Consider the following 24,999-nt stretch of genomic DNA (forward strand, 5'->3'; position numbering starts at 1 on the left):
GGCTGCCTGACCCGAGTGCAGAAGTACCGGAGGACGGGCTTCGCCCGCCCCGCGCTGACGCGCGCCTGCAACTCACCTATTCACGGGTCTGTGTCGGCTCGTGATCTTGCTAGGGGAGGGGACGCGAGTATCCAATCAAGGGTCGGTCCCGAGAACCAACCTGTCGCCTCTCCGTGCAGCAGTCTCCGTTCCGGATGTCGGCGCCTCTGGCCGGCCGTCGGTTGCGGTGGCCGGCCAGAGGGTGGGTCAGGCCGGGATGCGAAGGAGCTGTCCGACGCGGATCTTGTCCGGGTCGGACAGGCCGTTGGCCAGTACGATGTTGACGACTGTGGCGCCGTACTGCTCAGCGAGCTTGGTGAGGGTGTCCCCGGCTACGACTTGGTGGGCGTGGTAGCCGGTGGTGCCGGCCAGTACCACCACGGGGATCTCGACCAGGTCGGTGCCTTCGGATTCCCCGGACGGATCGTCGCCGAAAACTCGTAGGGCGGCGGGTCCGGAGTAGTCGGTGGAGACGTCGGCCTGGTGGACGAAGGGCTCCAGCAGGCCCATGGAGCCAGCTTGGAAGTAGCCCTGGGCCACTGTGGTGTCGCCGTTGACCAGACGCCAGCCGTAGCTGGCCTCGAACGCGGTACCAATGGCTGCGATGGTGATCTTGTTACCGATGATGTCGCCGGCCAGTGGCTGCCGGAGCTGGATGCCGTACGGGTTCATCTGTATGTCTCCTAGAGGACGTATGCCGAAGCCGTCAGCCGACTGGGCTCACGGCAAGGTGGTCGTGCGTAGGAAGCCTGGCGGCCCCCTCTGACATCTCGGATCGACTGAACGGTCGGATATCGACTGCCAGGCCAGGCCGGCTCGAAGGCCGGGATCGTCGGTGCCGACCTTGGTTGCTGTTCGAACTGCAGCTGGTCCAGGGTGGCCGTGCTGGTCACCCGCTATGTCGACTGCTCTGCCGGAAGCTGGTCCAGCACGTCAAAGAGCCGCTCGGCGTAGTCCTTGGCCACCGCGTGGATGACCGCCGGCCGAAAGAACGTCAACCACGCCACGGTGACCACGGCACTCCAGCCCGCGGCCATCGCCAGGCTCGGCGTCCACCCGCGGTCGACGCCGAGGAAACACGCGACGGCACACGCCGCGACCGCGAGGACGAGCCCGAGTGGCTTGAGCGCCCAGGTGTTGCGCATGAATCCGTACGCTCGGTTCTCGCTAGCCAGCAGCGGCGAGGACCCGGCGTGGGCGGCTGCCTTGGCCCGCAGTCGTCGCTCGGCGTCCCGGATTCGCTGGGTGGAGCGCACCGGCTCTGCCACCTCTTCCTCGGCGGTGGGCAGGGGATGGCCGTACAACTTCTCGAGCGCGGCACGGCGGCGCTCGCGGGCGACCGGGTCGGCGTCGGGGTCGGTGAGCCGCAGTGCCGAGGTGGTGGGGTATCCGCCCCACCGAGTCAGCAGACCCGGTTCACGCCACCGTCCTATTCGGCGGACCACGAGGGCAATCACCGTGTACCCCCCCAGCGTTCCGCTGAGACCAATCCATCGCTTGGGCTCGGCCAAGAAATCGGGGCTGAGCAGGACCAGGCCGGGGGACACGGCGAACAGAGCTGGGAGCAGCCGCGCGACGGCCGTGTAGAAGCTGGGCACCGGCACCGGCTCAGTCGTCTTCGGACATCGGCGGCAGGGTGGGGGCGGTGGTCCAGCCGCGGCTGGGGGCGTCGGGGCTGGACCAGCACACGGTCTTGCTGCCGGTGACCGAGGAGGTCACGCCGCGGCGCAGCAGCGCGTTCGTGACCTTGGGGGAGGGGTGCTTGAGGTCGTCCGCAGCGGCGCTGATGGTGGCCCCGGTGACACCGTGCGGGCGGTTCTTGGTCCCGATGATGTGGTCTAGGACCGAGGGAGACAGGTTGCGCCGGCTGCCGTGGTGGGGCGGCTGGAAGAACCGCAGCGGGAAGGCTGAAAAGGGGCCGCCGACGTACGCCTGGTAGGCGTTAGCGGCTCCCCACAGCGAGGCGATGCCGGCGTCGCCGGTGAGCAGGAATCGCTCCCCGTCCAGCTGCAGCAGGGTGATGGCCGAAGAGTCGTTGCGCGGCCCAGAGTCACCGTCGTCACCCAGGGTCTCCACCGGCAGGAACGACAGCGCGTGTGCCACCAGCGCGGTGGCCTTGGTCAACAGCCCACCGGCTGGGGCTGCCGTCGCCATGCGCGCCGCAGCGGTCCCGGTGGATACCTCCTGCAGGTGGCGGGCCGCGCAGTCGGCGTAGAAGTCGGTGGTAGGACCGAGGATCGTCACCGCACCGTCGCAGGCCTGCTCACCGGTGAACGGCTCACGGACGGTGGTGCCGCGCTCGGTCGCGACGGCGACCAGCTTCTCGATGGCCTCGATATTGCTGAACTCGCTGGTGTCCGCGGCGTGCCTCCACGGTTGGTGGACCATCAGCTCGGCGACGTCGAGCTCGGTCAGAACGGTGGCCAGCCCGTTGATGTGGTCGGCGTCAGGGTGGGTGGAGATGGCCAGGTCGACCGACGAGGTGCCGTAGAAGGCCTGGACGTGGTCGACGATCCGCTGGCCGTCGTCGGTGAAGCCGCCGTCGACGACGATCACCGCCTCCCGGCCCGCCGGGGTGGTGAAGCGGGCGGTGATCGCGTCACCGCTCTTCCCTCCCACGCCGCTGCCTTCTACCGGGTGCAGGTCGAGCTCGTACATGTTGTTGCCTCCTGAACGGGGTCACGGAACAGGTTCGCGGCGATAGAGCCCGCCACCCAGTGCCGGAACCCGGGGCGACGGCCGCCGACGACACTCAACCATGGGTTATGCGTATCTGCTTCATTTTCTGACGATCCTGAGCGTGTCCGCTACATCCTCTGCGTCTCGTGCTATAACACAGGGCGTGCCGTACGACGACGCCGCCGACGCCCTGCTGCGCGATGTAATCGACGACTGGGTGGACCGGGGCATCCTCGGGAGCCTGCGCTCGGTGGTCGCGGAGGTCTGGCCCCGCAACCTGGACCGGCACGAGTCCGACATCGGCGATGACCGGATGGTGCTGGGCGTACAGAGCAGCCGGAACGTGCGCAACATCGGCGTCCGGCGGCTACAGGGTCAGGGGATCGACGCTGCCGTGGTCGACCACAGCCTGCAGGTTAAGCACGCCGGCCGGGTGCTCCACATCGGCAAGGCCCGGTCGTCGGCGACGACATGGAGTATCGACAGCCAGCGCTGGGACGATAGCGAGGTCCGCCAGTCCGGCGCGCTGGCCAACTCGCGCGCCTACTACCCCTCCGATGGCGCACTGTTCCCCGTTCGAGCCAGCGATCCGGCGGTACTGCGGTTTCTTCACCTCACCTGGCAGGGGCTCGATAACGGCGCCACTCGAGCCTGGGTGGGTTTCCCGCGAGACGGCGACCTTCCTTGGTTTGCCGTCGCCCCGCTAGCCGCAGCCGATCCGCTGCGCCGTCCGAGTACGCCGACTGGTGCGACGACGCCGCCGCCCAACTACGACGACATCCAGGCGTCCGAGCCGGAGGTCAAGCTCAAGCGCGACAAGGGCCAGGGAGGTCAGCGGCCGGCCGGCATGGACGAGTCGTGAATACTGACTTGCCCTTGGATTTCGACGCTGCACGCCGACGTGCCACCGAAAGGCGTGCCGCGGGGGTGGCGGTTGACTTCGACCCCAGTCGGTTAGCCCTCGCACGTCGCCTAGCCGCCTACCCCCGCGCCAAGCTCGCTCGGGAGCTGGACATCACCCCGGCAGCGGTCGGGCAATTCGAGAAGGGCCAAACCAAACCCACGCTCCCAGTGCTCACCGGATTGGCGGATGCGCTAGGAGTGCCCGTCGACTTCTTCCGCGCCGGCCACCCTGTAACCAGCCTGCCGGCCAGCGCGGCCCATTTTCGCAGCCTGCGCGCCACAACCGCGATGGAACGCGAACAGGCGCTGGCCTTCGGCGAACTCGTACTGAGTGTCTTTTCCGCCACCGAGCTGTCGGTCGATTTACCTCCGATAACACTCCCAGATTTAACGTTGCCTGATTTGACACTGCAGGGTGAAGTCGGCGAGGAAATCGTCGCGGAGGCTGCCCGCGAGACTCGTCGCGCCATGGGGATCAGTTCTGGCCCGATACCCCACGTTATCCGGTTGCTGGAATCACACGGCGTAGCGGTAGCCCGCTTAGAGAACGCCAGCCATCGGGTCGACGCCTTCTCCCACCAACAGGCCGTCGCGCCTCACCGAGGCAGCATGCTTCCCCCTCGGCCGCTGGTATTGCTGAATCCCGGCAAGGAGGACAAGGCGCGTGGCCGGTTCAACGGCGCCCATGAGCTCGGGCATCTGGTTATGCACCATGACACCGAGCCCGGCTCCCGACTCGCCGAGGCGCAAGCACATGCCTTCGCCGCAGAATTTCTAGCTCCGGCCGAGGAGATTCGCGCAGACCTTCCCACCCGCCTAGACTGGGTTCGGTTTCAAGACCTCAAGCACCGATGGGGGCTAAGCCTCAAGGCGCTGGTCATGCGCGCTCATAAACTGGGCCGGCTCACCGATCACAGCTACCGCCGCGGCACGCAGCAGCTCAGCGTGTGGGGCTTCCCTGAGCCTGGCCCACTTGGTGAGCCCGAACAGCCAGTGCTCCTCCCGCGAGCAATAGCCCTTCTGGGCGGGGAACCCGCCCTACAGCAGATCGCAAACGACGCGGGCCTCCCACTGTCCGAAGTGCGCCGGGTCTGGGCCGCGGCCGGGGGCGTCGACGAGCGGCCGCAAGTCACACTCTTTCCCTGACTGCGGGGCCTAGAAGCGTTGTCGAGCGCACTGCCCAGTGCGGAACGCACGTCACGTGAGCCGTCAGCACGAATCGCAAAGCGGCCTCGGGTGCACGAGGCGCGACGGCTTGGAGGGGGTGGTCGTCGACCGTAGGCCAACGTCGGTGGACGTGGGTCCAATCAATCTCGGGCCCTGCGAGGGGGCGACTCGTCCGGGCGGGGCAACCCTGTCCGGACGTTCTGTCGGGCAAGATGCGAAGCGTGACGGGGACCATCCACGCTGTCTTGGACCGGCTGCGCAGTGAAGCGCTGGACGAGCGGGACAAGGGCAGTAAGTTCGAGCGACTGATCAGGGCCTACCTGACCTCCGACCCCGAGTGGAAGTCGCGGTTCTCCGACGTCTGGCTGTGGTCGGACTGGCCAGAGCGCGCCGGCCGGCCCGACACCGGCATCGACCTGGTCGCGGCGAACGCCGACGACGGCGGGCTCACCGCCATCCAGTGCAAGTTCTACGCATCGGGTCGCACGGTCGCCAAGGCCGACATCGACTCGTTCGTCTCCGCCTCCGCCTCCGCCTCCGCCCAGTTCACCAAGCGGATCGTGTTCGACACGGCAGCGGGCTGGTCGTCCAACGCCGAGGAGACGCTGGCCGGGGGAGTGGCTCAGCGCGTCGACATCGGCTACCTCGCCGACGCCGCCATCGACTGGGACCAGTTCTCCTGGACGACGCCGGAGGTCGTCGTCCCGACGGGCAAGAAGGCGCTGCGCCCGCATCAGCAGAAGGCGCTGGACGACGTCCGCGCCGGGCTCGCCGAGCACGACCGGGGCCAGCTGGTGATGGCCTGCGGCACCGGGAAGACTTTCACCAGCCTGCGGATCGCCGAGGAGCTGGTCGGCGCCGGCGGCACGGTGCTGTTCCTGGTGCCGAGCATCCAGCTGCTGAGCCAGAGCCTGCGGGAGTGGATGGCCAACGCCGAGGTGGACATCGCGCCGTACGCGGTCTGCTCGGATGTCCGGGTCGGACGGCGCGCGCCGTCCGACGACGCCGACCAGCTGCCGATCGACCTGACCGAGCCTGCCTCGACCGACCCGCAGGCGCTGCTGAGCCGGTTCGAGGCGAGCACGAACGCCGGCGGGCGCATGCGGGTGGTGTTTTCCACCTACCAGTCGATCGACGTGGTCACTCGGGCACAGGAGCTCGGCCTGCCCGGGTTCGATCTGGTCGTCTGCGACGAGGCGCACCGGACGACCGGCGTCACCCTCGCCGAGGGAGACGAGTCCGCGTTCGTGCGGGTGCACGACGCCGATGCCCTGAAGGCGGCCAAGCGGCTGTACATGACCGCGACCCCGCGCGTGTTCGGCGAGGAGGTCAGGCGCAAGGCGACCGACGCCGACGCGGTCCTCGCCGATATGGGCGACGAAGGCGTCTTCGGTCCGGAGCTGCACCGGCTCGGCTTCGGCCAGGCGGTGGAGGCCGACCTGCTCACCGACTACAAGGTGTTGGTGCTGGCCGTCGACGAGAAGTACGTCGCGGAGAATTTCCAGCAGGCTATGGCGCACTCCGGGGAGATCCAGCTCGATCAGGCAGCGAAGCTGATCGGTTGCTGGAACGGCCTGGCGAAGAACTTCGGCCCGGCAACCGATGGCGATGGTCCAGCGGGTACCACAGCGCCGATGCGGACGGCGGTGGCTTTCGCCCAGCACATCAAGGCGTCCAAGGCCGCGGCTGCCGCCTTCCCCGACCTCGCCGACCGGGCCCTGATCGACGCGCCCGAGGACCGGCCGCGGTTGCGGGTTCAGGCGGCGCACGTCGACGGCACGATGGGGGTCCACGAGCGCAACACCCACCTTGCCTGGCTCAAGGAGGAGATTCCGGCCGGGGTGTGCCGGGTGCTCACCAACGCCCGGTGCTTGTCCGAAGGCGTGGACGTGCCGGCGCTGGACGCCGTCCTGTTCCTCACTCCCCGCGGTTCCCAGGTGGACGTCGTGCAGTCGGTCGGCCGGGTGATGCGCAAGGCCCCGGGCAAGGAACTGGGCTACATCGTGCTGCCGGTGGTGGTGCCCACCGGCGTCGCGCCGGAGGAGGCGCTGCGGGACAACGAGCGCTACAAGGTCGTCTGGCAGGTGCTGCAGGCCCTGCGCAGCCACGACGACCGGTTCCACGCGCTGGTCAACCAGATCGAGCTGAACAAGCACAAGCCGGACAAGATCGAGATCGTCACGATCACCGATCCGACGGACGGCGACGGCGTGACCGTCCCCGATCCTGACCAGCCGGCTCAGAAGTCCACTGAGCAGCTGCTCATGGAGTTCCCGGCCGACGAGTTCCGAGACGCGATGTACGCGCGGATCGTCGCCAAGGTTGGAGAGCGGCGCTACTGGGAGAGCTGGGCGAAGGACATCGCCGACATCGCCGCCGCCCACGTCACCCGGATCAAGGGGCTGCTCGCCACGCCCGGACCGGCGGCCGACGAATTCGAGCACTTCGTCGCCGGATTGCGGGGCAACCTGAACGACTCGATCACCGAGGACGCCGCGATCGACATGTTGGCCCAGCACCTGATCACTCGGCCGGTGTTCGAGGCGCTGTTCGCCCACTCCAGCTTCCTGGCCGGCAACCCGGTCGCGCGGACGATGGAGAACATGCTGGTCGTACTCGACGCGCACGCGGTCGGCGCCGAGAACGAGACGCTGGAAAGCTTCTACGAGTCCGTCCGCAAGCGGGTATCCAACGTGGACAACGCGGCCGGCAAGCAGAAGGTGCTCGTCGAGCTCTACGACAAGTTCTTCGCCAGGGCGTTCCCGAAGACGGTGTCGAAGCTGGGGATCGTCTATACGCCGGTTGAGATCGTCGACTTCATCCTCCGCTCGGCCGACGAGGTGCTGCGCGCAGAGTTCGGCCAGGGGCTGACCGACGCAGGCGTGCACGTGCTCGACCCGTTCACCGGCACCGGCACCTTCCTGGTGCGGCTGCTGCAGAGCGGCCTCATCGAGCCGCAGGACCTGGCGCGCAAGTACGCCAACGAGCTGCACGCCAACGAGATTCTGCTGCTGGCGTACTACATCGCCGCGGCGAACATCGAGACCACGTTCGAGGAGCTGGAGGGGACGCCGCTGCCATTCCCCGGGCTCGTGCTCACCGACAGCTTCCAGTCGTGGGAGGACAACGACCAGCAGGACATCGACGTCATGCCGGAGAACAATGAACGGCTAGAGCGGCAGAAGCAACTGCCCATCCAGGTCATCATCGGCAATCCGCCGTACTCAGTGGGGCAAGACTCCGCCAACGACGACAACGCCAACGAGAAATATCCGACTCTGGACGGCGAGATCGAACGCACCTACGTCGCGCGGTCGACCGCCACGTCGAAGCGCACGCTGTACGACTCCTACATACGGGCCATCAAATGGGCCACCCTCCGCCTCGGCGACCGCGGCATCGTCGCCTTCGTGACCAACGGGGGCTTCCTAGACTCCAACGCTGCCGACGGCATGCGCCAGGCGCTCGCGGAGGAATTTGTTGCCATCCACGTCTTCAACCTGCGGGGGAACCGGCGACAAGGCGGCGCCGAGGGTCGGCCAATCTGGGAGGCATTCGCCAAGGGCTCTGGCGGTTCGATCGCGACCATCGCCATCGTTGTGCTGGTCAAGCGACCGCAGGCCACGGAGCCGGCGACGATCTACTATTCAGAGGTCGGTGACTTCACCACAGCAACCGAAAAGGTTGCTGAGGTCGTTTCTGCGGGCAGCATCAGCGGCCTAAACTCGCGGGCGATCACCCCCAACGAGCACGGCGACTGGCTCCATCAGCGTGGCCAGGATTTTGCGGCGTACATGTCCATCGGGGCCAAGGCGAAGGGCCTCGCTGTCTTCGGGCTGTACTCGAAGGGAATCAATACCGCTCGATCGAACTGGGCCTACGGCTCCTCGCGAGCGGCGCTCCAACGGAACATCGAGCAGCTCATTATCGCGTACGAACGGGACCGCCAAGCTCTCGCGGCGGATTCGTCGACACTGCTAAATGCAGACGAGCGGCAGATCAAGTGGAGCCGGACGCTGGAGTCGGCCGTGCGCCGCGGCGTGACGATGCAGTTCGATCCTCAAAGCGTGCGCAGGGCAGCCTTTCGCCCGTTCACGACGCAGTGGGTCTACTGGGACCGCCACCTTAACGATCAGCTCTACTCCACGCCGTACCTCTTCCCTAACGGCCTCAAGAATATTGGTTTCTCGCTCACAGATGCGGCGTCACACGCTCCATTTTCATTGCTGATGATCAATGACCTGCCTGACCTGCACACTCTTGATACGGCCCAGTACTTCCCGAGGTGGCGGTACGAGAAGGTCAACGACTCGGGGATGTTCGACGTCTACGCGGGCGAGGTGGTCGACGGCTACCGGCGGATCGACAACATCACCGACGAGGCGCTGGCAGCGTTCACCGCGGCCTACCCCGGGGAGTCGATCAGCAAGGACGACATCTTCGACTACGTCTACGGGCTGCTGCACTCGCCGGAGTACCGGGAGGCCTACGCGGCGGACCTGAAGAAGATGCTGCCGCGTATCCCGTTCGCCAAGGACTTCCGCGCCTTTGCCGACGCGGGTAAGCGGCTGGCCGCGCTGCACCTGGGCTACGAGACCGTCGAGCCGTACCCGCTGGACGGGCTCGATGCCGCCGGCCCCGGTGGCGATGCGGACTACGCCTACTACGCCGTCCGGAACAAGAAGATGGCCTTCGGCAAGCCGATCTCAGACCAGAAGGCCGCGGGCCTTCGGGCCGACCGGTCGGTGATCCACTACAACGAGCGGATCACCCTGCGCGGCATCCCGGCAGAGGCGTACCGGTACACGCTGGGCAGCCGCTCGGCCATCGAGTGGATCATCGACCGCTACTGGGTGAAGACCGACAAGGCGTCGGGCATCGTCAACGACCCCAACGACTGGTCCCGCGAGGTAGGCGAACCGCGCTACATCCTCGACCTGCTCGCCCGCATCGTCACAGTCTCCCTGGAGACGATCCAGGTGGTGGACTCGCTGCCCCCGCTTGATGTCCGCCACGACGGGTGAACGACACGGGACGGGCAGGCCGCAATCACGGTGCGCCGGTCGCCCCCCGCGAGACGACACTTGGCCGTCCGTACCCGGCGTCGCTCGTGGGCTGGCGAGGTCATTCACGGCCGGGGCGTGCCTTATCCGTGCCTTAAGCACCGGCCCAAGCCGGTGGTCAACGGTCAGCAGAGGTCAGCACCGTTAAGGCACGAGAGCGGCGCCGAGGCCGCGCTGAGCTGCGCAAACGTGGCATACAAGCTGGTCAGTGCGTGGAGCGGGTGACCGGGATCGAACCGGCATGGCCAGCTTGGAAGGCTGGAGATCGTCGTCGTCGCCCAAGTTAGCGCCAGGACGCGTGACCCGGCGTCAGAGGGTGGGCACGGGGCGCGCTACCCCGTCGGCGGGTATCACCTGGCAGACGGTCGTGGGGTCGCAGGTGGCCGGGTCCAGGGTGCCCGCCCGGGAGCGGAGCCGTTTGACGTCCGCGCGCAACGCGGTCAGCTCGGCGATGCGCCGGTCGAGGTCGGCGGCGTGGCTGTCCAGCAGGGTGAGGACGTGCTGGCACGGAGCTCCGCTGCTCGCCCGGACCGTGATGATCTCGCGGATCTCGGCCAGGCTGAGCCCGGCGGCTTGGGCCGCCTTGACGAATGCCAACCGGTCGACGGCGCCCTCGTCATAGTCCCGGTAGCCGGAGGGACGCCGAGCCGGTGCGGGAAGCACGCCGGCGGATTCGTAGAACCGGATCGTCTTGGTCGTCAGCCCGGTTCGGGCGGCGAGCTGGCCAACACGCACCGGCGCACCCTACGACTTGACCTTCCAGCGCAGTGGAAGCCCTAGCGTCGGCTACCAGGTCATCGAGCCAAGCGGAGGAGCGGCACGTGGACGCAGTCGATCTGGTCGTCATCGGAACCGGCGGGGCGGCGATGGCCGCCGGCATCGAGGCGCGCTCGCGCGGCAAGTCCGCCGTGCTGGTCGAGCATGGACCGCTGGGCGGGACGTGCCTGAACATCGGCTGCGTACCGAGCAAGAACCTGCTCGCCGCCGCCGGCCGGCGGCACCGTGCACAGGCCAACCCGTTCCCGGCCGTACCGACCGGCGCCGGCGACGTGGACATGGCCGCACTGACTGAGCAGAAGCAGGAGCTCATCGACCGGCTGCGGCAGGTCAAGTACGCCGACGTCGCCGAGGCGCACGGTTTCCCCGTTCGGTACGGGCACGCCCAGTTCGTCGACGAGCAGACCCTAGAGGTCGACGGGCAGCCACTGGTGGCGCCTGCGTACGTGGTGGCCACCGGCGCGGCCCCGCACATCCCCGACCTGCCCGGCCTGGCCGGCGTCGACTACCTGACCTCCACCACGGCGATGGAGCTGACCCGGCTGCCGGAGTCGCTGGTCGTGCTGGGCGGCGGCTACGTCGGGCTGGAGCAGGCGCAGCTCTTCGCGCACCTGGGCGTGCAGGTCACCGTCGTAGGCCGATTCGCGCCGCACACGGAGCCCGAGGTCGCCACGGTCTTGCGCGAGGTGTTCGCCGACGACGGCATCACCGTGGTCGAGGAGCGCGGGGTGGCCGTGGCCGGCAGCGCCGACGGCGTCGTGGTCACGACAAGCGGCGGCGGGGAGGCGACAGGGCAGCGACTTCTGGTGGCCACCGGCCGGTACGCCGACACCGGCGACCTGGGTCTGGAGGCGGCGGGGGTGAAGACCGATGAGCGGGGCTTCCTTGTGGTCGACGCCCATCAGCGCACCACGAATCCGCGGATCTTCGCTGCCGGCGACGTGTCCCGAGCGCCGCAGTACGTCTACGTCGCCGCGCAGACCGGGCACGCCGCTGCCGCAGGATCCCTTGGTGCGCCGATAACCGTGGACTACCGCGGACTGCCCGGGGTGACGTTCACGACGCCGCAGCTGGGCAGCGCCGGCCTCACCGAGCAGCAGGCGGTGGCGCGCGGTCACGCTTGCGACTGCCGGGTGATCGGCGCGCAGGACGTCCCGCGGGCGCTGGCCAACCGGGACACCCGCGGCGCCCTCAAGCTGGTCATCGACGCCGACACCGGACAGGTGCTGGGCGTGCACGCCGCACTGGACGGCGCCGGTGATGTGATGCTGGCTGCCACCTACGCGATCAAGTTCGGGCTGACCGTCGACGACCTGGCCGACACGTGGGCGCCGTACCTCACGATGAGCGAGGCGCTGCGCATCGCCGCCGGACTGTTCCGCACCGACAAGCCGACCAGCTGCTGCGCATGAGCGGAGGCATCGTGGTGGGCGCTGCGGGTCGGTGGCGTTCGCTCAGGTGCCAGTGCCGGAGTGCCTGGACGGCAGTGCGGGGAGGCCCAGACGTTCACCAGGACGGCCACCCGGCGAGGGCTGAGCGAGGCTTGGCCCGGACGGTCGGTCAGTGGAACCCCGGTGACGAAGGATAGGAGGGGCGTGGCGGGCAACGAGCGGCGGCCGGGGATGCGCGCCGTGCTGGCCCAGCCGGACTTCCGGCGGCTGTGGACGGCGCGCACCGTCAGCCAGTGGGGCGACATCTTCAGCTTCGTCGCGTTGGCCATCCTGATCTACCGGCTGACCGGCTCGGGGTTGGGCGTGGCGGGCGTCGTCGTCGCCGAGATCGTTCCAGTGCTGCTGCTCGCCCCGATCGCCGGCGTCGTCGTCGACCGGCTGCCCCGCGTTCAGGTGATGGTCGCCGCCGACGTACTCCGTGCCGCCCTGGCCGGCGTGCTGGTGGTCTGGCACGACGACCCGCTGGTCGTCTACGCGGTCGCGTTCGGCCTGTCCGCCGGCGCGGCGTTCTTCAACCCGGCCGCCAACAGCGTGCTGCCCTCGGTGGTGACCGACCGGGAGATCGTCGCGGCGAACAGCGCCGTCTGGACGGCGGCGGTGCTGTCACAGGTCGTCCTCGCGCCGCTGGCCGGCGGCGTGGTCGCCCTGGTGGGTCCCGGCTGGGCGTTCGGCGTCAACGCCGCGAGTTTTCTCGTCTCGGCGCTGGCGCTGCGCGGCCTGCGGCTGGTCGAGCCGCCGGGCGAGGTGGGCCGCCGCCGGCTGCTCGCTGACGCCCGCGACGGCGTGGCCCTGGTGGGCCGTGACCGGCTGCTGCGCGCCCTGGCCATCGGACAGCTGCTGGCCGCGCTGTCGGCCGGCGCGACCAGCGCGCTACTGGTCGTCCTGGCCGCCGAGCACCTCCGCGCACCGGCGGACGCGTACGGGATCCTGGTCGGCGCGATCGGTGTCGGTGCCGCCCTCGGGCCCACCCTCCTGCTGCGGCTGATCCCCGACCCGCGCCGCCCGCTGTACGTGTTCGGCCCCTACGTGCTGCGCGGCCTGGTCGACCTGGTGCTCGCCTCGGTCCGCTCGCTGCCGTTCGCCGCCGCGGCCCTGGCCGTGTACGGCGTCGGAACCTCCACCGGCGCGGTCACCTTCAACAGCCTGCTGCAGTCGCACGTCACCGACCGCACGCGCGGGCGGGTCTTCGCCCTGATGGACCTGCTGTGGCAGACCGGGCGCCTGGCCAGCCTCGGCGTCGGCGGGCTGCTCGCCGACACCGTGGGCATCCGCGCCGTCTACTACCTCGGCGGCCTCCTGCTGCTGCTGGCCGCCGCCGTCGGTTTCGCCGCCAGCCGCACACCCGCAGCCTCGCACGAGGCAGACCCCCCAAATCCGAACTGACCAACGGCCAGACTGGTTCGCCGAGGCGGAGCTCAGTGGCTGGGGTCCGAGCGCACCTGCAGCCCGGTGAGCAGCCCCCGGATGCGGGCTTCGATCTCGTCGCGGATGGCCTCACTGACTCAAACACACGCTTGCCAGCCGGGCCCGCCAGCACGCAGTCGAGGTAGCGCTTGCCCCGGAACACCGGACAGGCGTCACTGCAGCCCACAGGTGGCCTTGCGTGAGTGAGACTCGATCCGCCTGGCCACCCCGTTGCCGCCGGTAGTGTCAGCTATCATCGCCGCGTGACGATGGATGATCCCATGACGGACAGAGCCGAGGAGCCGGGGGTCAACGAAGCCGCCGCACTGTCCGCGGCGGCGTGCATGTTCCGCAGCCTGGGCGATCCCACGCGGCTTGCCATCCTCCGGCACCTCGCACTCGGCGAGTACAAGGTTGTCGAGCTGACCGCCCACCTCGGGCTGGCGCAGTCGACGGTCTCGGCGCACCTCACCTGCCTGCGGGACTGCGGGTTGGTGACCTCCCGGCCGCAGGGGCGGGCTTCGATGTGGTCCCTGGCGACCGGTGCAGAGCTGCTGGATGTGCTCGCCGCCGCCCAGCGGCTGCTCGCCACGACCGGCGATGCCGTGGCCCTCTGTCCGGCCTACGGCGAGGAAGCGAGCCGATGAGCACCATGCAGGCCCACGGCCACCCCGAACTCTCTCCGGAGAGCCGCCGCCGGCTCGGCCGCCGGGCGCAGCTGTTGGCCGGCGCGTCGGTCAGCTACAACGTCGTCGAAGCGGTCATCGCCATCACCGCAGGGGTCGCTGCCGGCTCGGTGGCGCTGATCGGCTTCGGCCTCGATTCGATCGTCGAGGTCTCCAGCGGCCTAATCATCCTGTGGCAGTTCCGCCACCGGCTACCTGAAAGCCGGGAGCGGACCGCGCTGCGGTTGATGGCGCTGTCGTTCTTCGCCCTGGCCGGCTACGTCGCTTTCGAGTCCGTCCGCGCCTTCCTCTTCGGCGCCGAACCGGAGTCGTCGATGGTCGGGATCGGCCTCGCGATCGCCTCGCTGATCGTCATGCCCTTCCTGTCCTGGGCGCAGCGGCGCACCGGCCGCGCGCTCGGGTCGAATGCCGTCGTCGCCGACGGGACCCAGACACTGCTGTGCACCTACCTGTCCGCGGTACTGCTCGTGGGGCTGATCCTCAACGCCACGCTCAGCTGGGGCTGGGCCGACCCGGTCGCCGGTCTGGTCATCGCTGCCGTCGCGGTCCAGGAGGGCCTCGAAGCCTGGCGCGGCGAGGGCTGCTGTGCCCCTGCCCGCGCTGGTGAGACCCCGAACGACGCGCGCTCGAGGTGCGGCTGCGCCGATGGGTGCGGCGACGTCTGCTGCGTGCCCAGCGTCGCGCCGGCGCCCGGACCCCTTCAGATCACGATCCGGGAACAGGCCCGGTGATCGGCCCGCTCAGGCCTGCGGCCGTCCAGACCTGACCACGGAGGACACGCCACGTCCGGCACCGGAACGAGCACCGAACGGCGATGGCCCTCTGTGCAGCCGCATGCATGCCTCCGGTCGCCATGGCTGCGTCACGGGGGAGCGGTCCGGTGAGCGGCACGAATGCCCCCTGCGCCCGGTCCAGATCGAACGGCTCACCAGGCGGGGGTTGCGCCTGGCACAGTTCACCGTCGCCTACAACGTCGTCGAGGGCGCCGTCGCCGTCACGGTCGGCATCCTCGCCGGTCTCGTTTCGATGATCGGCTTCGGGTTCGACTCCGGTATCGAGTCGGCGGCAGCGGTACTGGTCGGCCTGCGCCTGGCTGCTCGGCTGCACCATGGCGAGGCCGACGAGGCCAAGGAGCCCGCACCCTCAAGGCGGTGGCCATCACGTTCTTCGTGCTGGCCGCCTACGTGACGTTCGAGGGCATCCGCAGCCTCGTGGGCGGCGAAGAGCCCGACACGTCGGTTGTCGCCCTGGTACTGCTCGCCGCCTCGATCGTCGTGATGCCGCTCCTGGCCCGCGCCAAGCGCTACGTCGGCGAGCGGCTGCGGGATCCGCTCATCCTGGCTGACGCGGCCGAGACCCGGATCTGCGTGCTGCTGAGCATCTCCACCCTGCTCGGCCTGGGCCTCTACGCCGTGGTGGGATGGCCGTGGTTCGACCCGGTGGCCGGCTTTGTCATCGCAGCTTTCGCCGTCCACGAGGGCCGTGAAGCCTGGGTGGGCCAGTGATGGAGGACGACGAGGACGAGGAGGACAAGACGTGAGCGGATACCTCCTCGTTCTCGGCCTCGCGGCCCTGCCCGCGGCCGGGAACTTCGCCGGGGGAGTGCTCGCCGAGACGTTTCGTGTGTCCGAACGCACGCTCAGCCTTGCCCTGCACCTCGCGGCCGGCATCGTGCTCGCCGTCGTGGGCCTCGAGCTGATGCCCGAGGCCCTGGCGGCGGATCTCCCGTGGGTCCCCTTGTTGGCGTTCGTGGGGGGAGGTGCTGCCTTCATCGGTCTCGACCGAGCCATCGGCTATGTCCAGGCGAGGATGGGCGGGGGCGAGAAGCAGGGGAGCGCACTGGGGATCTTCTCCGGCGTCTCGTTGGACCTGTTCAGTGACGGCGTCATGATCGGCACCGGCACGGTCCTCAACCCAGCTCTGGGGCTTCTCCTTGCCCTTGGGCAGGTCCCCGCCGATGTCCCGGAGGGCTTTGCGGCCATCGCGACGATGCGCAGGGCCGGCATCAGCCGCGGTCGGCGGGTGCTGCTCGCGGCAGGCTTCGCCGTCCCGATCTTCCTCGGCGCCACGCTCGGCTACTTCGCCCTCCGGGACGCCCCCGAGATCGTCACCTTGTCGGTGCTCGCGCTCACCGGTGGCGCGCTCACCGCTGTCGTGGTCGAGGAGATGATCGGAGAGGCGCACGAAGGCGAGACCTCACGGCTGGGACCCATCTTCCTGACCGCCGGGTTCGCCATCTTCGGCGCCATCTCCGTCTACGTGGGGGCGTAAGCGGCGACGCGTTGATCGGGCTGTGGTCCTGCGGTGGCCCGGAAGGGGCGACTTCGGTTGTCGCTGTCAGCGATTCCCCGTCTGCCCCATTGCCAGATGTGGAATGACTACTGGAACTCGTGGTTGGCGCATTGGCACGCGCCGTCGGAGTGACCTATTACGGCGCTGAGAAGAAGTCCGCTTGATCCGGACGCCCGTGAGATCCGCGGGAAGCAAACTCCTCCCGTCACAACGCGGATGATCCAAGACCAGTAGCCCCCAGCCAGGCCCGTAGCCAGATCATCAGCGCGTCCCACCAGCCGGTCAGCAGCAGGATGCCCAAGGCAATCATCAGGCCCCCGCCGACCCGCATGACGGTAGGGGCGTGCCGGCGGGCCAGGTCGGAGAACGCCAGGGCGCGGCGGGCGCCGAGGGCCACCAGGACGAACGGGATGCCCAGTCCCAGGCAGTAGGCCAGGGCGAGGATGGCACCGCGGCCGGCCGAGGCCTGGGTGTAGGCCAGCGTGTTCACCGCGGCGAGCGTCGGGCCCAGGCAGGGCGTCCACCCGAGGCCGAACACGACGCCGAGGACGGGGGCGCCGGCCAGGCCGGCCGGCGGCCGTCGGTGGATGCGGCGTTCACGCATCAGCCAGGGGATCGCGCCGAGGAACGACAGCCCCATCGCGATCACGACGACGCCGGCGACTCGGGTGAGCACCGGCGACCACTCCAGCAGCAACCGGCCCAGACCGCCGAAAAGTGCGCCGAAGGAGACGAAGACGGCGCTGAAGCCGGCGATGAACAGCAGGGACCCGGCCAGCACCCGGCCGCGGCCGGCAGCGGCCGGGGCCGCCGGCGGTGAGGGGGCGGTGCCTGCCTCGGCAGCACGGCCGGCCGACGTCGCGCCGGCTGGCCCACCGCCAGCAGGCTGCGGAACTCGGGGCCGGTCGGCGGTGGCCTGAGAGCCGGCGAGCCCGGCGACGTAGCTGACGTAGCCGGGGATCAGTGGCAGGCAGCAGGGGGAGGCGAAGCTGATCAGCCCGACCAGCGCGGCCACCGCGATGGCGACCAGCAGCGAGCCGTCGGTGACAATGCCGGCGAAGGTCGCCCCGAGCTCGCTCACGCTTGGTCCTCGGCGAGCAGCAGCTCGACGGCGGCGCGCAGGTCCTCACCGCGGACCTGGCCGGTGTAGACGGAGGCCACGCGGCCGTCGCGGTCCAGCAGGATGGTCGAGGGCACCACGTTGGCCGGGAACCCGCGGAACGCCATCGCCACCTCACCGCGCGGATCGAACACCGACGGGTAGGCCACGCCCAGCTCCTCGATGAAGGCGATGGCCAGTTGTCGCTGGTCCTTCACGTCGATGCCGAGGAACTGCACGCCGCGGTCGGCGACGTCGGCGTGCACGGCCTGGAACTCCGGGGTCTCCACTCGGCACGGCACGCACCAGGATCCCCAGAAGTTGATCACGGCGACGTCCCCGGCCAGCGATGAGGAGTTGAATGGAGTGCCGTCGAGCAGCTCGCCGGCGAACGCCGGGGCCAGTGCCCGCTGATCCTGGGCGATCACCGTCGCCGTCGGCGTGGGCTCGGTGAACTCGTACTCGAGGCGGGCACCGGCGGTGTCGTTCCCGCCGGTGGAGCAACCGGCCAGTGCACCTGCGGCGGCGCCGGCGGCCAGCAGCAGGGTTCGGCGGCTGAACGGCCGGCTCATCGACGTACCGCCGCGGTCGAGCCCGGACGGCGGCGGCTGGCTGTGCAACGGGGCTGCTTCCTCACCACGGCTCTACTATGACAGGCAGGAGCAGTGGCCTACTATCGGGCATAGTGGCGTCGTCGTGGCGCCCCACAAGCCGTTGGAGGCACCGATGTCGGAGTTGTTCTACCTGTTGGCGCTGCTGGCCTGCCCGGTCGGCATGGGCGCAATGATGTGGTGGATGAGCCGCGGCCACGGGTCGGCGCCGCAGCCGGTCGAGGACAAGCAGGCCGAGCTCGCCGGCCTGCGTGCGGAGATCGACCAGCTGCGTGCCGAGCGCTCCGGCGGCGGCGACCCGAGGTTGGCCGAGTCGAGCCGATGAGCGGCTGGCTGCTGCCGGCCCTGGTCCTGGTGGCGGCCCTGGCCGCCACGTACGTGTGCTGCTTGCGGCCCATGCGCAACGGGGTCTGCCACCGCAGCCCCGTCAGGACGCCGGCGGCGGATGACCTCAACCGGCAGCTGCGCCAGGCCCACGCCGAGCGGGATCGGCTGCGCACCCAGTAGTCGATTAGCGGCCGGAGTGTCCACCGCCCCCAAGGTCCAGGACTCCGTCAGTGGCCTCCATCCCGAGCATCCGAAGGCAACCCAGCGAAACCTTTCCTGTCCGAGGTCTTCGGCCTCCCATCCCCAGCTGTGGGTGAGCAGGGCCGCCGCCGCACTGGTCGCCGGCTGCCTCCTGGCCTGGGAGGTCCGCCACCTGGGCCGGCACCCCGACCGGGCCTGGTGATGATGAGGGCAGCCACCGTGGTCGGTTTCCTGGGCGGCAAGCTGCCTCGTCGAGCACATCGGGATCGACGCGGAGGCGGTGTTCGGATGGACCCAGCCGCAGCTGTGACCAGTTGTCCTCGTCGCCGGGGGAGTGGCTCTCCTAAGAGCGGGCCGATGCAGGCCGCCGGCCGACCTCGGGTGCCTGCTGTGACGGGGTGACGCCGGACCGGCCCGACGGCAGGGGCGTCATCCACTACCGCCGGTAGTAAGCTGAGGGGAACTGTGTCGGGGCCAATGGGTCAACCGACTGGTGGGGTCTTGCAACGGCGGGGTCCCGCGGAGGGATGCGGGGGGCGTCGGGTGCGGCCGTTCGGTGAGCTGGAAGCCGCAGTCATGGACGTGCTGTGGCGCCGCGGCACGCCGGCGACCGTCCGCGACGTGCTCGCTGAGCTGACCGCATCCCGCCCGCTGGCCTACACCACCGTGATGACGGTGATGGACAACCTGCACCGCAAGGATGCCCTGCGGCGGGAGATGGACGGCCGGGCCTGGCGGTACAGCCCCACCCGGACCCGCGCGGAGCACTCCGCGGCGATCCTGCAAGAGGTGCTGAGCGCGGCCGGTGACCGCGACGAGGTGCTCATGCACTTCGTCGCCGACCTCGACGCCGACGCGGTGGCCAGTCTGCGCACCGCGGTCGAGGCAGCCCGGCAGGCGCATAGGTCGTGACCACCACAGTGGGGCTGCTGACCTTCGCCGCGGTGCTGGCGGTGCTGGTTCCGCGGGCGATCGGGGCCGGCTGGGCGGACCGCTCTCCGCGGCTGGCGGTCGCCGCCTGGCAGGCGGCGACCGTCGGCGTCCTGGTGTCGGTGGTGCTCGCCGGCCTGACGCTGCTGGTCCCAGCCGCAGCGGTCAGCGAGGGCCTGGCCGCGATCCTCGACGCCTGCGCGACGACGATCGCCGCTGTCTATCGTTCGCCCGGGCAGCTGATCGCGGTGTCGGCCGGCGTTCTGCTCGCCGGGGGGACGGTCCTGCAGCTGGGCCAGGTGACCGTCCGCAGCTGGCTGCGCAACCGGCGGGAGTGCCGGAGGCTGAGCGCGGCGATCCTGACCAGTGCTCGCCGCGAGCCGTCCCTGGGCGCAGTGGTCCTTGACGCCGACCGGCCAGCCGCCTTCTGCCTGCCCGGGCGGCGCGGCACCGTCGTGGTGACCACCGCGGCTCTCCACGCACTCTCAGCTGACGAACTCACCGCCGTGCTGGCCCACGAGCGAGCCCATCTGCGCGGTCGCCACCACGTAGCCGTCGGCGCTGCCCGGATCCTGGACCGGGCGTTCCCCAGGGTGCCTGTTTTCTCCCGGGGCCGGGCGGAGGTCGAGCGGCTGGTCGAGCTGCTCGCCGACGACGCCGCCGCCCGGCAGGTCAACCGGGTCGAGGTCGCCTCCGCCCTGGTTACCCTGGCCGGCATGCGGGCGCCCGCCGCGGCGCTGGCCGCCGCGCAGGGAGCCGGCGTGATCCGGGTGACGAGGCTGCTACGACCGGCCGCCCCTCTGGGCCCGCTGCACCGGATCGCCGCCGTCATAGCCGCCGTGCTTGTGGTGGCCGGGCCGGTGGCACTTGCCGCCTGGCCGCTGGCCTCCGCAGTGGCCAGCGGCCTGTGTGTCCTGCCCGGAACCGGCTGGGCCTGACCCCCCGCTCTTCGCCGTACACACTACTATGGGTAGTAGTAATGACCCGTCCGGCCTTCTGGGGAGCTCATGCGATCGTCCGTCCTGTTCACCCGATCCGCGCGCTGCGTCCGGCGGTGGGGGTTGCCCGGCGCTGCCGCGGTGAGCGCGTTGGTCCTGGCCGGCTGCGGCGCGGACCCGGCTGCCGGGGGGCAGGGTGACGCGACCGCCGACGGCGGCGAGATCACCCTCGAGCACGTGCACGGGCTCGGCGTGGACCCGGCAGACGACGCTCTCTACGCGGGCACCCACTACGGGCTGGTGCGCATCTCCCCGGACGGGGAGCTGACCCGCGTCGCCGACCGGGTGCAGGACTTCATGGGCTTCACCGTGGTCGGCCCCGAGCACTACCTCGCGGGCGGCCACCCTGGCGCGGGTCAGGACGGCCCGGGCAACCTGGGTCTGATCGAGAGCACCGACGGCGGGGAGACCTGGGAGACGCTGTCGCTGGCCGGGGAAGCTGACTTCCACGCCCTGGATGCCGCCGACGGCGTGATCTACGGGTACAGCGGGGGGCGGTTGCTGGTCAGCGAGGACGGCGTCGAGTGGGCCGATCGCGGTCAGATGCGGATCGCCGACCTGGCTGCCGACCCGAGCGATCCGCAGCGGGTGCTGGCCACCACGGAGGCCGGTCTGGTGGTGAGCGAGGACGCCGGGAAGAACTTCACCGCCGTCGTCGGCGCCCCGCTGCTGGTGCTGCTCGACGTCGCGGCCGACGGTGGCACGGCGGCCGGGGTTGCTCCGGACGGGACGGTGTTCGTGAGCACCGACGGCGGGCGGACCTGGGTCGAGGGCGGCAGCGTCGGCGGCGCCCCGGCGGCGCTGACCGTGGAGGGGGACGAGGTCTACGTCGCCGTCGAGGGCGCGGTCCTGGGCTCCACCGACGGTGGGGAGACCTTCACCGAGCTGTACCGGGAGTCCTGATGCCGGCGCGGCTGGCCGGCGGGCTGCTGACCGCCGCCCTGCTGACCGGCTGCGCCACCGCCGGGCCGAACGGGACCACGGCGAGGACCGGGCCCGCGACCGCCGAGGCGGCTCCGCCGGCACCGGCCTGCGAGCAGCTGCCCGAGGAGACCGTGCCGGCCGGCGCGGACGCCCTGCCGCAGCTCACCCTGCCCTGCCTGGGTCCGGGCCCGGACGTGGCGCTGGACCGGCTCACCGGCCGCCCGACCCTGGTCAACCTGTGGGCGACCTGGTGCGGCCCGTGCAGGGAGGAGATGCCGATCTTGCAGGAGGCCCACGCCCGCCACGGTGAGCAGGTGCGGTTCCTCGGTGTGGATGTGCAGGACGATCCTGAGGCCGCCCGCTGGTTCCTCGACGAGCACGACATCGACTACCCGCACGCCGTCGACGCCGACGGCGAGCTGCTGCGCCAGCTGGGGATCCGGGGACTGCCGGTGACCCTCGCACTCGACGCCGAGGGCCGCGTGGTCGACCGGGTGGTGGGCCAGCTGACCTCCGCGGAGTTGCAGCGCCTGATCGACGCCCTCCTCCGCTCCGAGGACGCCTGAGCGGCTTCAGCCTGGCTGGATCGTCAGCGCCTCCGAGACCAGCTGGCGGCACCAGTCCGGGTGGGTCAGCGGGAGCCCGTGGTCGGCCTGTGGGTGGACGACGGACCGCAGAGTAGGTCGGGCGCGGGCCAGCTCGGCAGCCCGCCCGGGTACCGGCACCGGGTCGTAGTCGCCGGCCGCGAGGGTCAGCGGGATCCGATCGAGAGCATCGAGGGCCGGAAGCCAGCCGTCGTCGCGGATGAGTCCGTCCATCGCGCCGGAGTAGGTGTCCCAGGTGTGCTTGACCCCTGACCGGGCCACCGGGATCGGGAGATCTGGGCGGTAGGCGACGGCGAGCCAGGAGGCCGCGCTGCGGTGCCGGCACATCCAGGCGCAGGCGGCGCGCGGCAGGGGTCCGTCACCGGCGAGCAAGGCCTCCATCGGCCCGATTGCGCCGATGTGCGCGTCGGCCTCGGCCCGGTTGCGGTACAGCGGCGCTCCGGAGGTGAGCACCGCCCGCACCCGGTCGCGGTGCGCGGCGGCCCAGCGGATCGCGAGGACGCCGCCCATCGAGTGCCCGGCCACGATGGTGGGCCGGTCCTGCAGGCCGAGCGCGGTCAGGGCGGCGTCCAGGGCCGCGATGTGGGCCTGTGCGTCGGTCGGTCCGGTGGCGTCCATCGACCCGCCGAAGCCGAGCAGGTCGGGGACCACCACGGTCGCTGCTTGGGCGAGCTCGTCGTAGGCGGCCCCGAACCGTTCCCTGCGCCGGCCAGGCCGTGTAAAAGGAGGAGCACCGGTCCACCTGAGCCCAGGACGCGCACGTGCAGGGGTCCCGCCCGGCGTTGCCGGCCCCCGCCCGGGGCCCAGCCGGCCACCGCCTGCGACCGGTGATGCCGCACCGCCCACCAGCTGCTGGCAGCTACAAGGCCGAGGGTGCCACTCCCGAGAACGGGATAGCCGCGCAGGACAGACGGCTTCGTCACCGCCGATCCGCGCGTGAGGAAGATGCCGTTTCAGGGGCGACGAGTGCAATCCCGCCGAGAACCACACCAGGCCCATGCTGGTCATCCGCTGGCCTCACCGTCATCACAGTTCCCCAGCGTCTCCTCATGAGGGCCATCCGACCTCGTCGACCTCCGCTACGGGACTCTGGTCCTACGCGCCAAAAGGCGGAGCCCCCGGAAAATAGCGTACTATCAGCAATAGTAGTCAGGGTCCTTGGAAGTCCACAGGGAATGAGGAATGCATCATGGTGAAGTCGCTACTCGTCGCCGCGCTTGTCGCAGGAGGAGTCGCCGCTCCCGTCGGGGCGGCCCAGGCCCACCCCGGCGGTGACGAGGGCGGGCCGCCGGCCTCGCCCACCGAGATGGCGCACATGCACGAGCGCATGGAGCAGGGCAACCCCGGTATGGCGCGGATGCACGAGCTCATGGAGGCCGACAACCCGGGCATGGCGCAGATGTGCGAGCTGTTGCGCCAGGGTGCTCCCGAGCGCGCCTGATCGGTCAGCCGGCCGTCGGAAGCGGCAGGCGACATGGGCAGTGTGCGCCACGAGGGCGCCCTGCCGACTCGAGGGAAGGAGCAGTTGGTGGGTCACGACGGCGGAATGATGGAGGGCGGAATGATGGGAATGATGGGTGGCTGGATGCTGCTCTGGGCCTTGGTCGGCATCGCCCTGCTGGTGGTCGCGGTCCTCGCGGCCATCTGGCTGGTCAAGCACCGCACGCCGGCCCGGCCGGACGCGGCCACCAGTGCGGAGGAGCTGCTGCGTCGCCGCTACGCAGCCGGCGAGATCGATCGCGAGGAGTACCTCCGGATGCAGGGCGAACTGTCCGGGGGCTGACGGCGACCGGCCGCCGAAGGCGTGCGCCTGCGCCGGCGCTGGCGCGGCGGCCCCCGGCCCCGGCGCGTTCGAGTCAGGGCCGGTTCGGGCTGGCTCAGTTGGCGGCGGCCAGTCGGGTGAGGTCCTCGGCGTACTGGTCCGGCGTGGTTCCGCCGGTGTAGACGATCGACCGGCCCCCGGGACCCCAGGCGTACACCGCTCCGGCGTGGTCGACCCCGTAGTTTCCGTGACTGTGCCCGCCCCCGTCCTGCCCGTGTGCTTCCCCGGCGTGCTCGCCGTCCCCATGCGGGTGGACGATCACTGTCGACGGGTCGGCCACCTGCGCGCTCTCGGGCAGGTACAGCTCCCGCAGCGCCGCGGCGGTGCCCTCGTTGCCGCCGATGAGCCCGGTGAACTCCGGATCGAACCGGTCCAGCCACTCCCGCAGCGCCTCCGGGGTGTCCCGCGCCGGATCCTCGGTCACGAACACCACCTGCACGCGGTCGCGGATCTCCGGGGCCAGCATGTCCCGTGCCAGCGCCAGGTCGGCCATCGTGGTCGGGCACAGATTTGGACAGTGGGTGTAGCCGAAGAACAGCAGCGTGATCTCGTCCTCGGGGCGGTCACCGAGGTTGAACGACTCGCCGCTGGTGGTCGGCAGGATCAGGTCCGGACGGGGTTGGACCTGCTGCGTCAGCGTGCCGTGGAAGCCATCGCCCTGCGCCGTGACACGGGCCCCACCCGCCGGCGAGGCCTCGACCGCTCCCGTGGCGCCCTGGCCGCAGCCGGTCAGCAGCAGCCCGCCGACCACAACGGCAGAGCCGAGGGCAGCTCGGGCCGGGATTCCGGGCACGGGACCTCCTGAACTGCCGACCAGAACAGCCAGCCTACTAGTCTGGATAGTATGTTGCAGTCGGCACCGTCAACCCCCCTCGCAGGCGGCACGGCTAGGGCTTGCGGTGGTGGGTGTCGCAGGGCTGAGGCCGGGCACTGCATCGATGTGGGCGACTACCTGATCACGCTCGAGCTGGCGGCCCTGCCCGTGAGCCGAACTCGCCGGAGCGCTGCTGTCGGGGTGACG

Annotated in this window: 26 protein-coding genes; 18 read left to right on the forward strand and 8 right to left on the reverse strand. The window is 70.1% G+C overall.

From position 1 onward, the window contains the following. Window positions 1–246: 246 nt before the first annotated feature. The 3 genes from BMW62_RS19715 to BMW62_RS19725 all read right to left on the reverse strand — a co-directional run bounded on the left by BMW62_RS19715 (window position 247) and on the right by BMW62_RS19725 (window position 2,697). On the reverse strand, window positions 247–711 hold the full coding sequence (locus BMW62_RS19715; RefSeq protein ID WP_091934704.1) for a LysM peptidoglycan-binding domain-containing protein: 465 nt from the start codon (window positions 709–711) through the stop codon (window positions 247–249). Window positions 712–935: 224 nt separating this feature from the next. After that, window positions 936–1,637: a hypothetical protein gene (locus BMW62_RS19720; protein WP_139206322.1), complete on the reverse strand. Its 702-nt coding sequence runs from the start codon at window positions 1,635–1,637 to the stop codon at window positions 936–938. 10 nt (window positions 1,638–1,647) lie between these two features. Continuing rightward, window positions 1,648–2,697 (reverse strand): ComEC/Rec2 family competence protein, encoded by a 1,050-nt coding sequence (locus tag BMW62_RS19725; protein ID WP_091934709.1) that lies wholly within the window; start codon window positions 2,695–2,697, stop codon window positions 1,648–1,650. A 184-nt stretch (window positions 2,698–2,881) separates the two neighbouring features. On the opposite strand from BMW62_RS19725, the gene BMW62_RS19730 reads away from it, so the two are divergent. The 3 genes from BMW62_RS19730 (at window position 2,882) to BMW62_RS19740 (ending at window position 9,812) form a co-directional block, all read left to right on the forward strand. After that, complete coding sequence (locus BMW62_RS19730; protein ID WP_091934711.1) at window positions 2,882–3,580, forward strand: hypothetical protein; 699 nt, start codon at window positions 2,882–2,884, stop codon at window positions 3,578–3,580. Next, on the forward strand, window positions 3,577–4,767 hold the full coding sequence (locus tag BMW62_RS19735) for a helix-turn-helix domain-containing protein (protein WP_211435204.1): 1,191 nt from the start codon (window positions 3,577–3,579) through the stop codon (window positions 4,765–4,767). Before BMW62_RS19730 ends, BMW62_RS19735 begins: the two co-directional genes overlap by 4 nt. Window positions 4,768–5,000: 233 nt before the next feature. Further along, on the forward strand, window positions 5,001–9,812 hold the full coding sequence (locus BMW62_RS19740) for a DEAD/DEAH box helicase (RefSeq protein WP_244524170.1): 4,812 nt from the start codon (window positions 5,001–5,003) through the stop codon (window positions 9,810–9,812). Between the two features lie 348 nt (window positions 9,813–10,160). Here the strand turns inward: BMW62_RS19740 and BMW62_RS19745 are convergent, their stop codons facing one another. Beyond that, window positions 10,161–10,586, reverse strand: a complete 426-nt coding sequence (locus BMW62_RS19745; protein WP_091934716.1) for a heavy metal-responsive transcriptional regulator — start codon at window positions 10,584–10,586, stop codon at window positions 10,161–10,163. An 86-nt stretch (window positions 10,587–10,672) separates the two neighbouring features. Here BMW62_RS19745 and merA point away from each other — a divergent pair, with 86 nt between their 5' ends. The 7 genes from merA to BMW62_RS19780 all read left to right on the forward strand — a co-directional run bounded on the left by merA (window position 10,673) and on the right by BMW62_RS19780 (window position 16,440). After that, window positions 10,673–12,040 carry a mercury(II) reductase gene (merA, locus tag BMW62_RS19750; protein ID WP_091934719.1) on the forward strand — a complete coding sequence of 456 codons (1,368 nt, stop codon included), beginning with the start codon at window positions 10,673–10,675 and terminating at the stop codon, window positions 12,038–12,040. A gap of 183 nt (window positions 12,041–12,223) precedes the next feature. Continuing rightward, entirely contained in the window at window positions 12,224–13,462 is a 1,239-nt protein-coding gene (locus tag BMW62_RS19755; RefSeq protein WP_244524171.1) for an MFS transporter, read from the forward strand. Between the two features lie 290 nt (window positions 13,463–13,752). Then, window positions 13,753–14,130 carry an ArsR/SmtB family transcription factor gene (locus BMW62_RS19765; RefSeq protein ID WP_091934824.1) on the forward strand — a complete coding sequence of 126 codons (378 nt, stop codon included), beginning with the start codon at window positions 13,753–13,755 and terminating at the stop codon, window positions 14,128–14,130. Beyond that, window positions 14,127–14,900 carry a cation diffusion facilitator family transporter gene (locus tag BMW62_RS19770; RefSeq protein ID WP_091934722.1) on the forward strand — a complete coding sequence of 258 codons (774 nt, stop codon included), beginning with the start codon at window positions 14,127–14,129 and terminating at the stop codon, window positions 14,898–14,900. Before BMW62_RS19765 ends, BMW62_RS19770 begins: the two co-directional genes overlap by 4 nt. A 208-nt stretch (window positions 14,901–15,108) precedes the next feature. Beyond that, window positions 15,109–15,357, forward strand: a complete 249-nt coding sequence (locus tag BMW62_RS23300) for a hypothetical protein (RefSeq protein ID WP_244524172.1) — start codon at window positions 15,109–15,111, stop codon at window positions 15,355–15,357. Then, window positions 15,321–15,674: a cation diffusion facilitator family transporter gene (locus BMW62_RS23305; protein ID WP_244524173.1), complete on the forward strand. Its 354-nt coding sequence runs from the start codon at window positions 15,321–15,323 to the stop codon at window positions 15,672–15,674. The genes BMW62_RS23300 and BMW62_RS23305 overlap by 37 nt, the downstream gene beginning before the upstream one ends. 31 nt (window positions 15,675–15,705) lie before the next feature. After that, window positions 15,706–16,440, forward strand: coding sequence for a ZIP family metal transporter (locus BMW62_RS19780; protein WP_091934724.1), 735 nt, complete (start codon window positions 15,706–15,708; stop codon window positions 16,438–16,440). Window positions 16,441–16,666: 226 nt separating this feature from the next. Here the strand turns inward: BMW62_RS19780 and BMW62_RS19785 are convergent, their stop codons facing one another. Continuing rightward, window positions 16,667–17,542 (reverse strand): cytochrome c biogenesis CcdA family protein, encoded by an 876-nt coding sequence (locus BMW62_RS19785; protein ID WP_091934727.1) that lies wholly within the window; start codon window positions 17,540–17,542, stop codon window positions 16,667–16,669. Further along, window positions 17,539–18,132, reverse strand: a complete 594-nt coding sequence (locus tag BMW62_RS19790) for a TlpA family protein disulfide reductase (protein WP_091934826.1) — start codon at window positions 18,130–18,132, stop codon at window positions 17,539–17,541. The genes BMW62_RS19785 and BMW62_RS19790 overlap by 4 nt, the downstream gene beginning before the upstream one ends. A 154-nt stretch (window positions 18,133–18,286) precedes the next feature. On the opposite strand from BMW62_RS19790, the gene BMW62_RS19795 reads away from it, so the two are divergent. The 6 genes from BMW62_RS19795 to BMW62_RS19820 all read left to right on the forward strand — a co-directional run bounded on the left by BMW62_RS19795 (window position 18,287) and on the right by BMW62_RS19820 (window position 22,117). Then, window positions 18,287–18,496 (forward strand): hypothetical protein, encoded by a 210-nt coding sequence (locus BMW62_RS19795; protein WP_091934829.1) that lies wholly within the window; start codon window positions 18,287–18,289, stop codon window positions 18,494–18,496. Beyond that, entirely contained in the window at window positions 18,493–18,678 is a 186-nt protein-coding gene (locus BMW62_RS19800) for a hypothetical protein (RefSeq protein ID WP_091934729.1), read from the forward strand. The genes BMW62_RS19795 and BMW62_RS19800 overlap by 4 nt, the downstream gene beginning before the upstream one ends. A 564-nt stretch (window positions 18,679–19,242) precedes the next feature. Then, a complete protein-coding gene (locus BMW62_RS19805) occupies window positions 19,243–19,611 on the forward strand; it encodes a BlaI/MecI/CopY family transcriptional regulator (RefSeq protein ID WP_170852477.1) in 369 nt (122 codons plus the stop codon). Continuing rightward, entirely contained in the window at window positions 19,608–20,567 is a 960-nt protein-coding gene (locus tag BMW62_RS19810) for a M56 family metallopeptidase (RefSeq protein WP_091934733.1), read from the forward strand. The genes BMW62_RS19805 and BMW62_RS19810 overlap by 4 nt, the downstream gene beginning before the upstream one ends. Before the next feature lie 141 nt (window positions 20,568–20,708). Further along, on the forward strand, window positions 20,709–21,530 hold the full coding sequence (locus BMW62_RS19815; RefSeq protein ID WP_211435205.1) for a F510_1955 family glycosylhydrolase: 822 nt from the start codon (window positions 20,709–20,711) through the stop codon (window positions 21,528–21,530). Next, window positions 21,530–22,117 (forward strand): TlpA family protein disulfide reductase, encoded by a 588-nt coding sequence (locus BMW62_RS19820; RefSeq protein WP_091934735.1) that lies wholly within the window; start codon window positions 21,530–21,532, stop codon window positions 22,115–22,117. Before BMW62_RS19815 ends, BMW62_RS19820 begins: the two co-directional genes overlap by 1 nt. 6 nt (window positions 22,118–22,123) lie before the next feature. Here the strand turns inward: BMW62_RS19820 and BMW62_RS19825 are convergent, their stop codons facing one another. Then, a complete protein-coding gene (locus BMW62_RS19825) occupies window positions 22,124–23,164 on the reverse strand; it encodes an alpha/beta fold hydrolase (protein WP_091934737.1) in 1,041 nt (346 codons plus the stop codon). Between the two features lie 181 nt (window positions 23,165–23,345). On the opposite strand from BMW62_RS19825, the gene BMW62_RS19830 reads away from it, so the two are divergent. Together BMW62_RS19830 and BMW62_RS19835 are read left to right on the forward strand one after the other, a co-directional pair. Beyond that, the gene (locus BMW62_RS19830) at window positions 23,346–23,597 is read left to right on the forward strand and encodes a hypothetical protein (protein WP_091934739.1); all 252 of its coding nucleotides are present in this window, start codon (window positions 23,346–23,348) and stop codon (window positions 23,595–23,597) included. An 87-nt stretch (window positions 23,598–23,684) separates the two neighbouring features. Beyond that, window positions 23,685–23,939: an SHOCT domain-containing protein gene (locus BMW62_RS19835; protein WP_139206324.1), complete on the forward strand. Its 255-nt coding sequence runs from the start codon at window positions 23,685–23,687 to the stop codon at window positions 23,937–23,939. Between the two features lie 94 nt (window positions 23,940–24,033). On the opposite strand, the gene BMW62_RS19840 is transcribed toward BMW62_RS19835, so the two are convergent. Beyond that, window positions 24,034–24,771, reverse strand: coding sequence for an SCO family protein (locus BMW62_RS19840; RefSeq protein ID WP_211435206.1), 738 nt, complete (start codon window positions 24,769–24,771; stop codon window positions 24,034–24,036). Between the last annotated feature and the right edge of the window lie 228 nt (window positions 24,772–24,999).

The sequence above is a fragment of the Blastococcus sp. DSM 46786 genome, assembly GCF_900109665.1.
GTDB lineage: Bacteria > Actinomycetota > Actinomycetes > Mycobacteriales > Geodermatophilaceae > Blastococcus > Blastococcus carthaginiensis.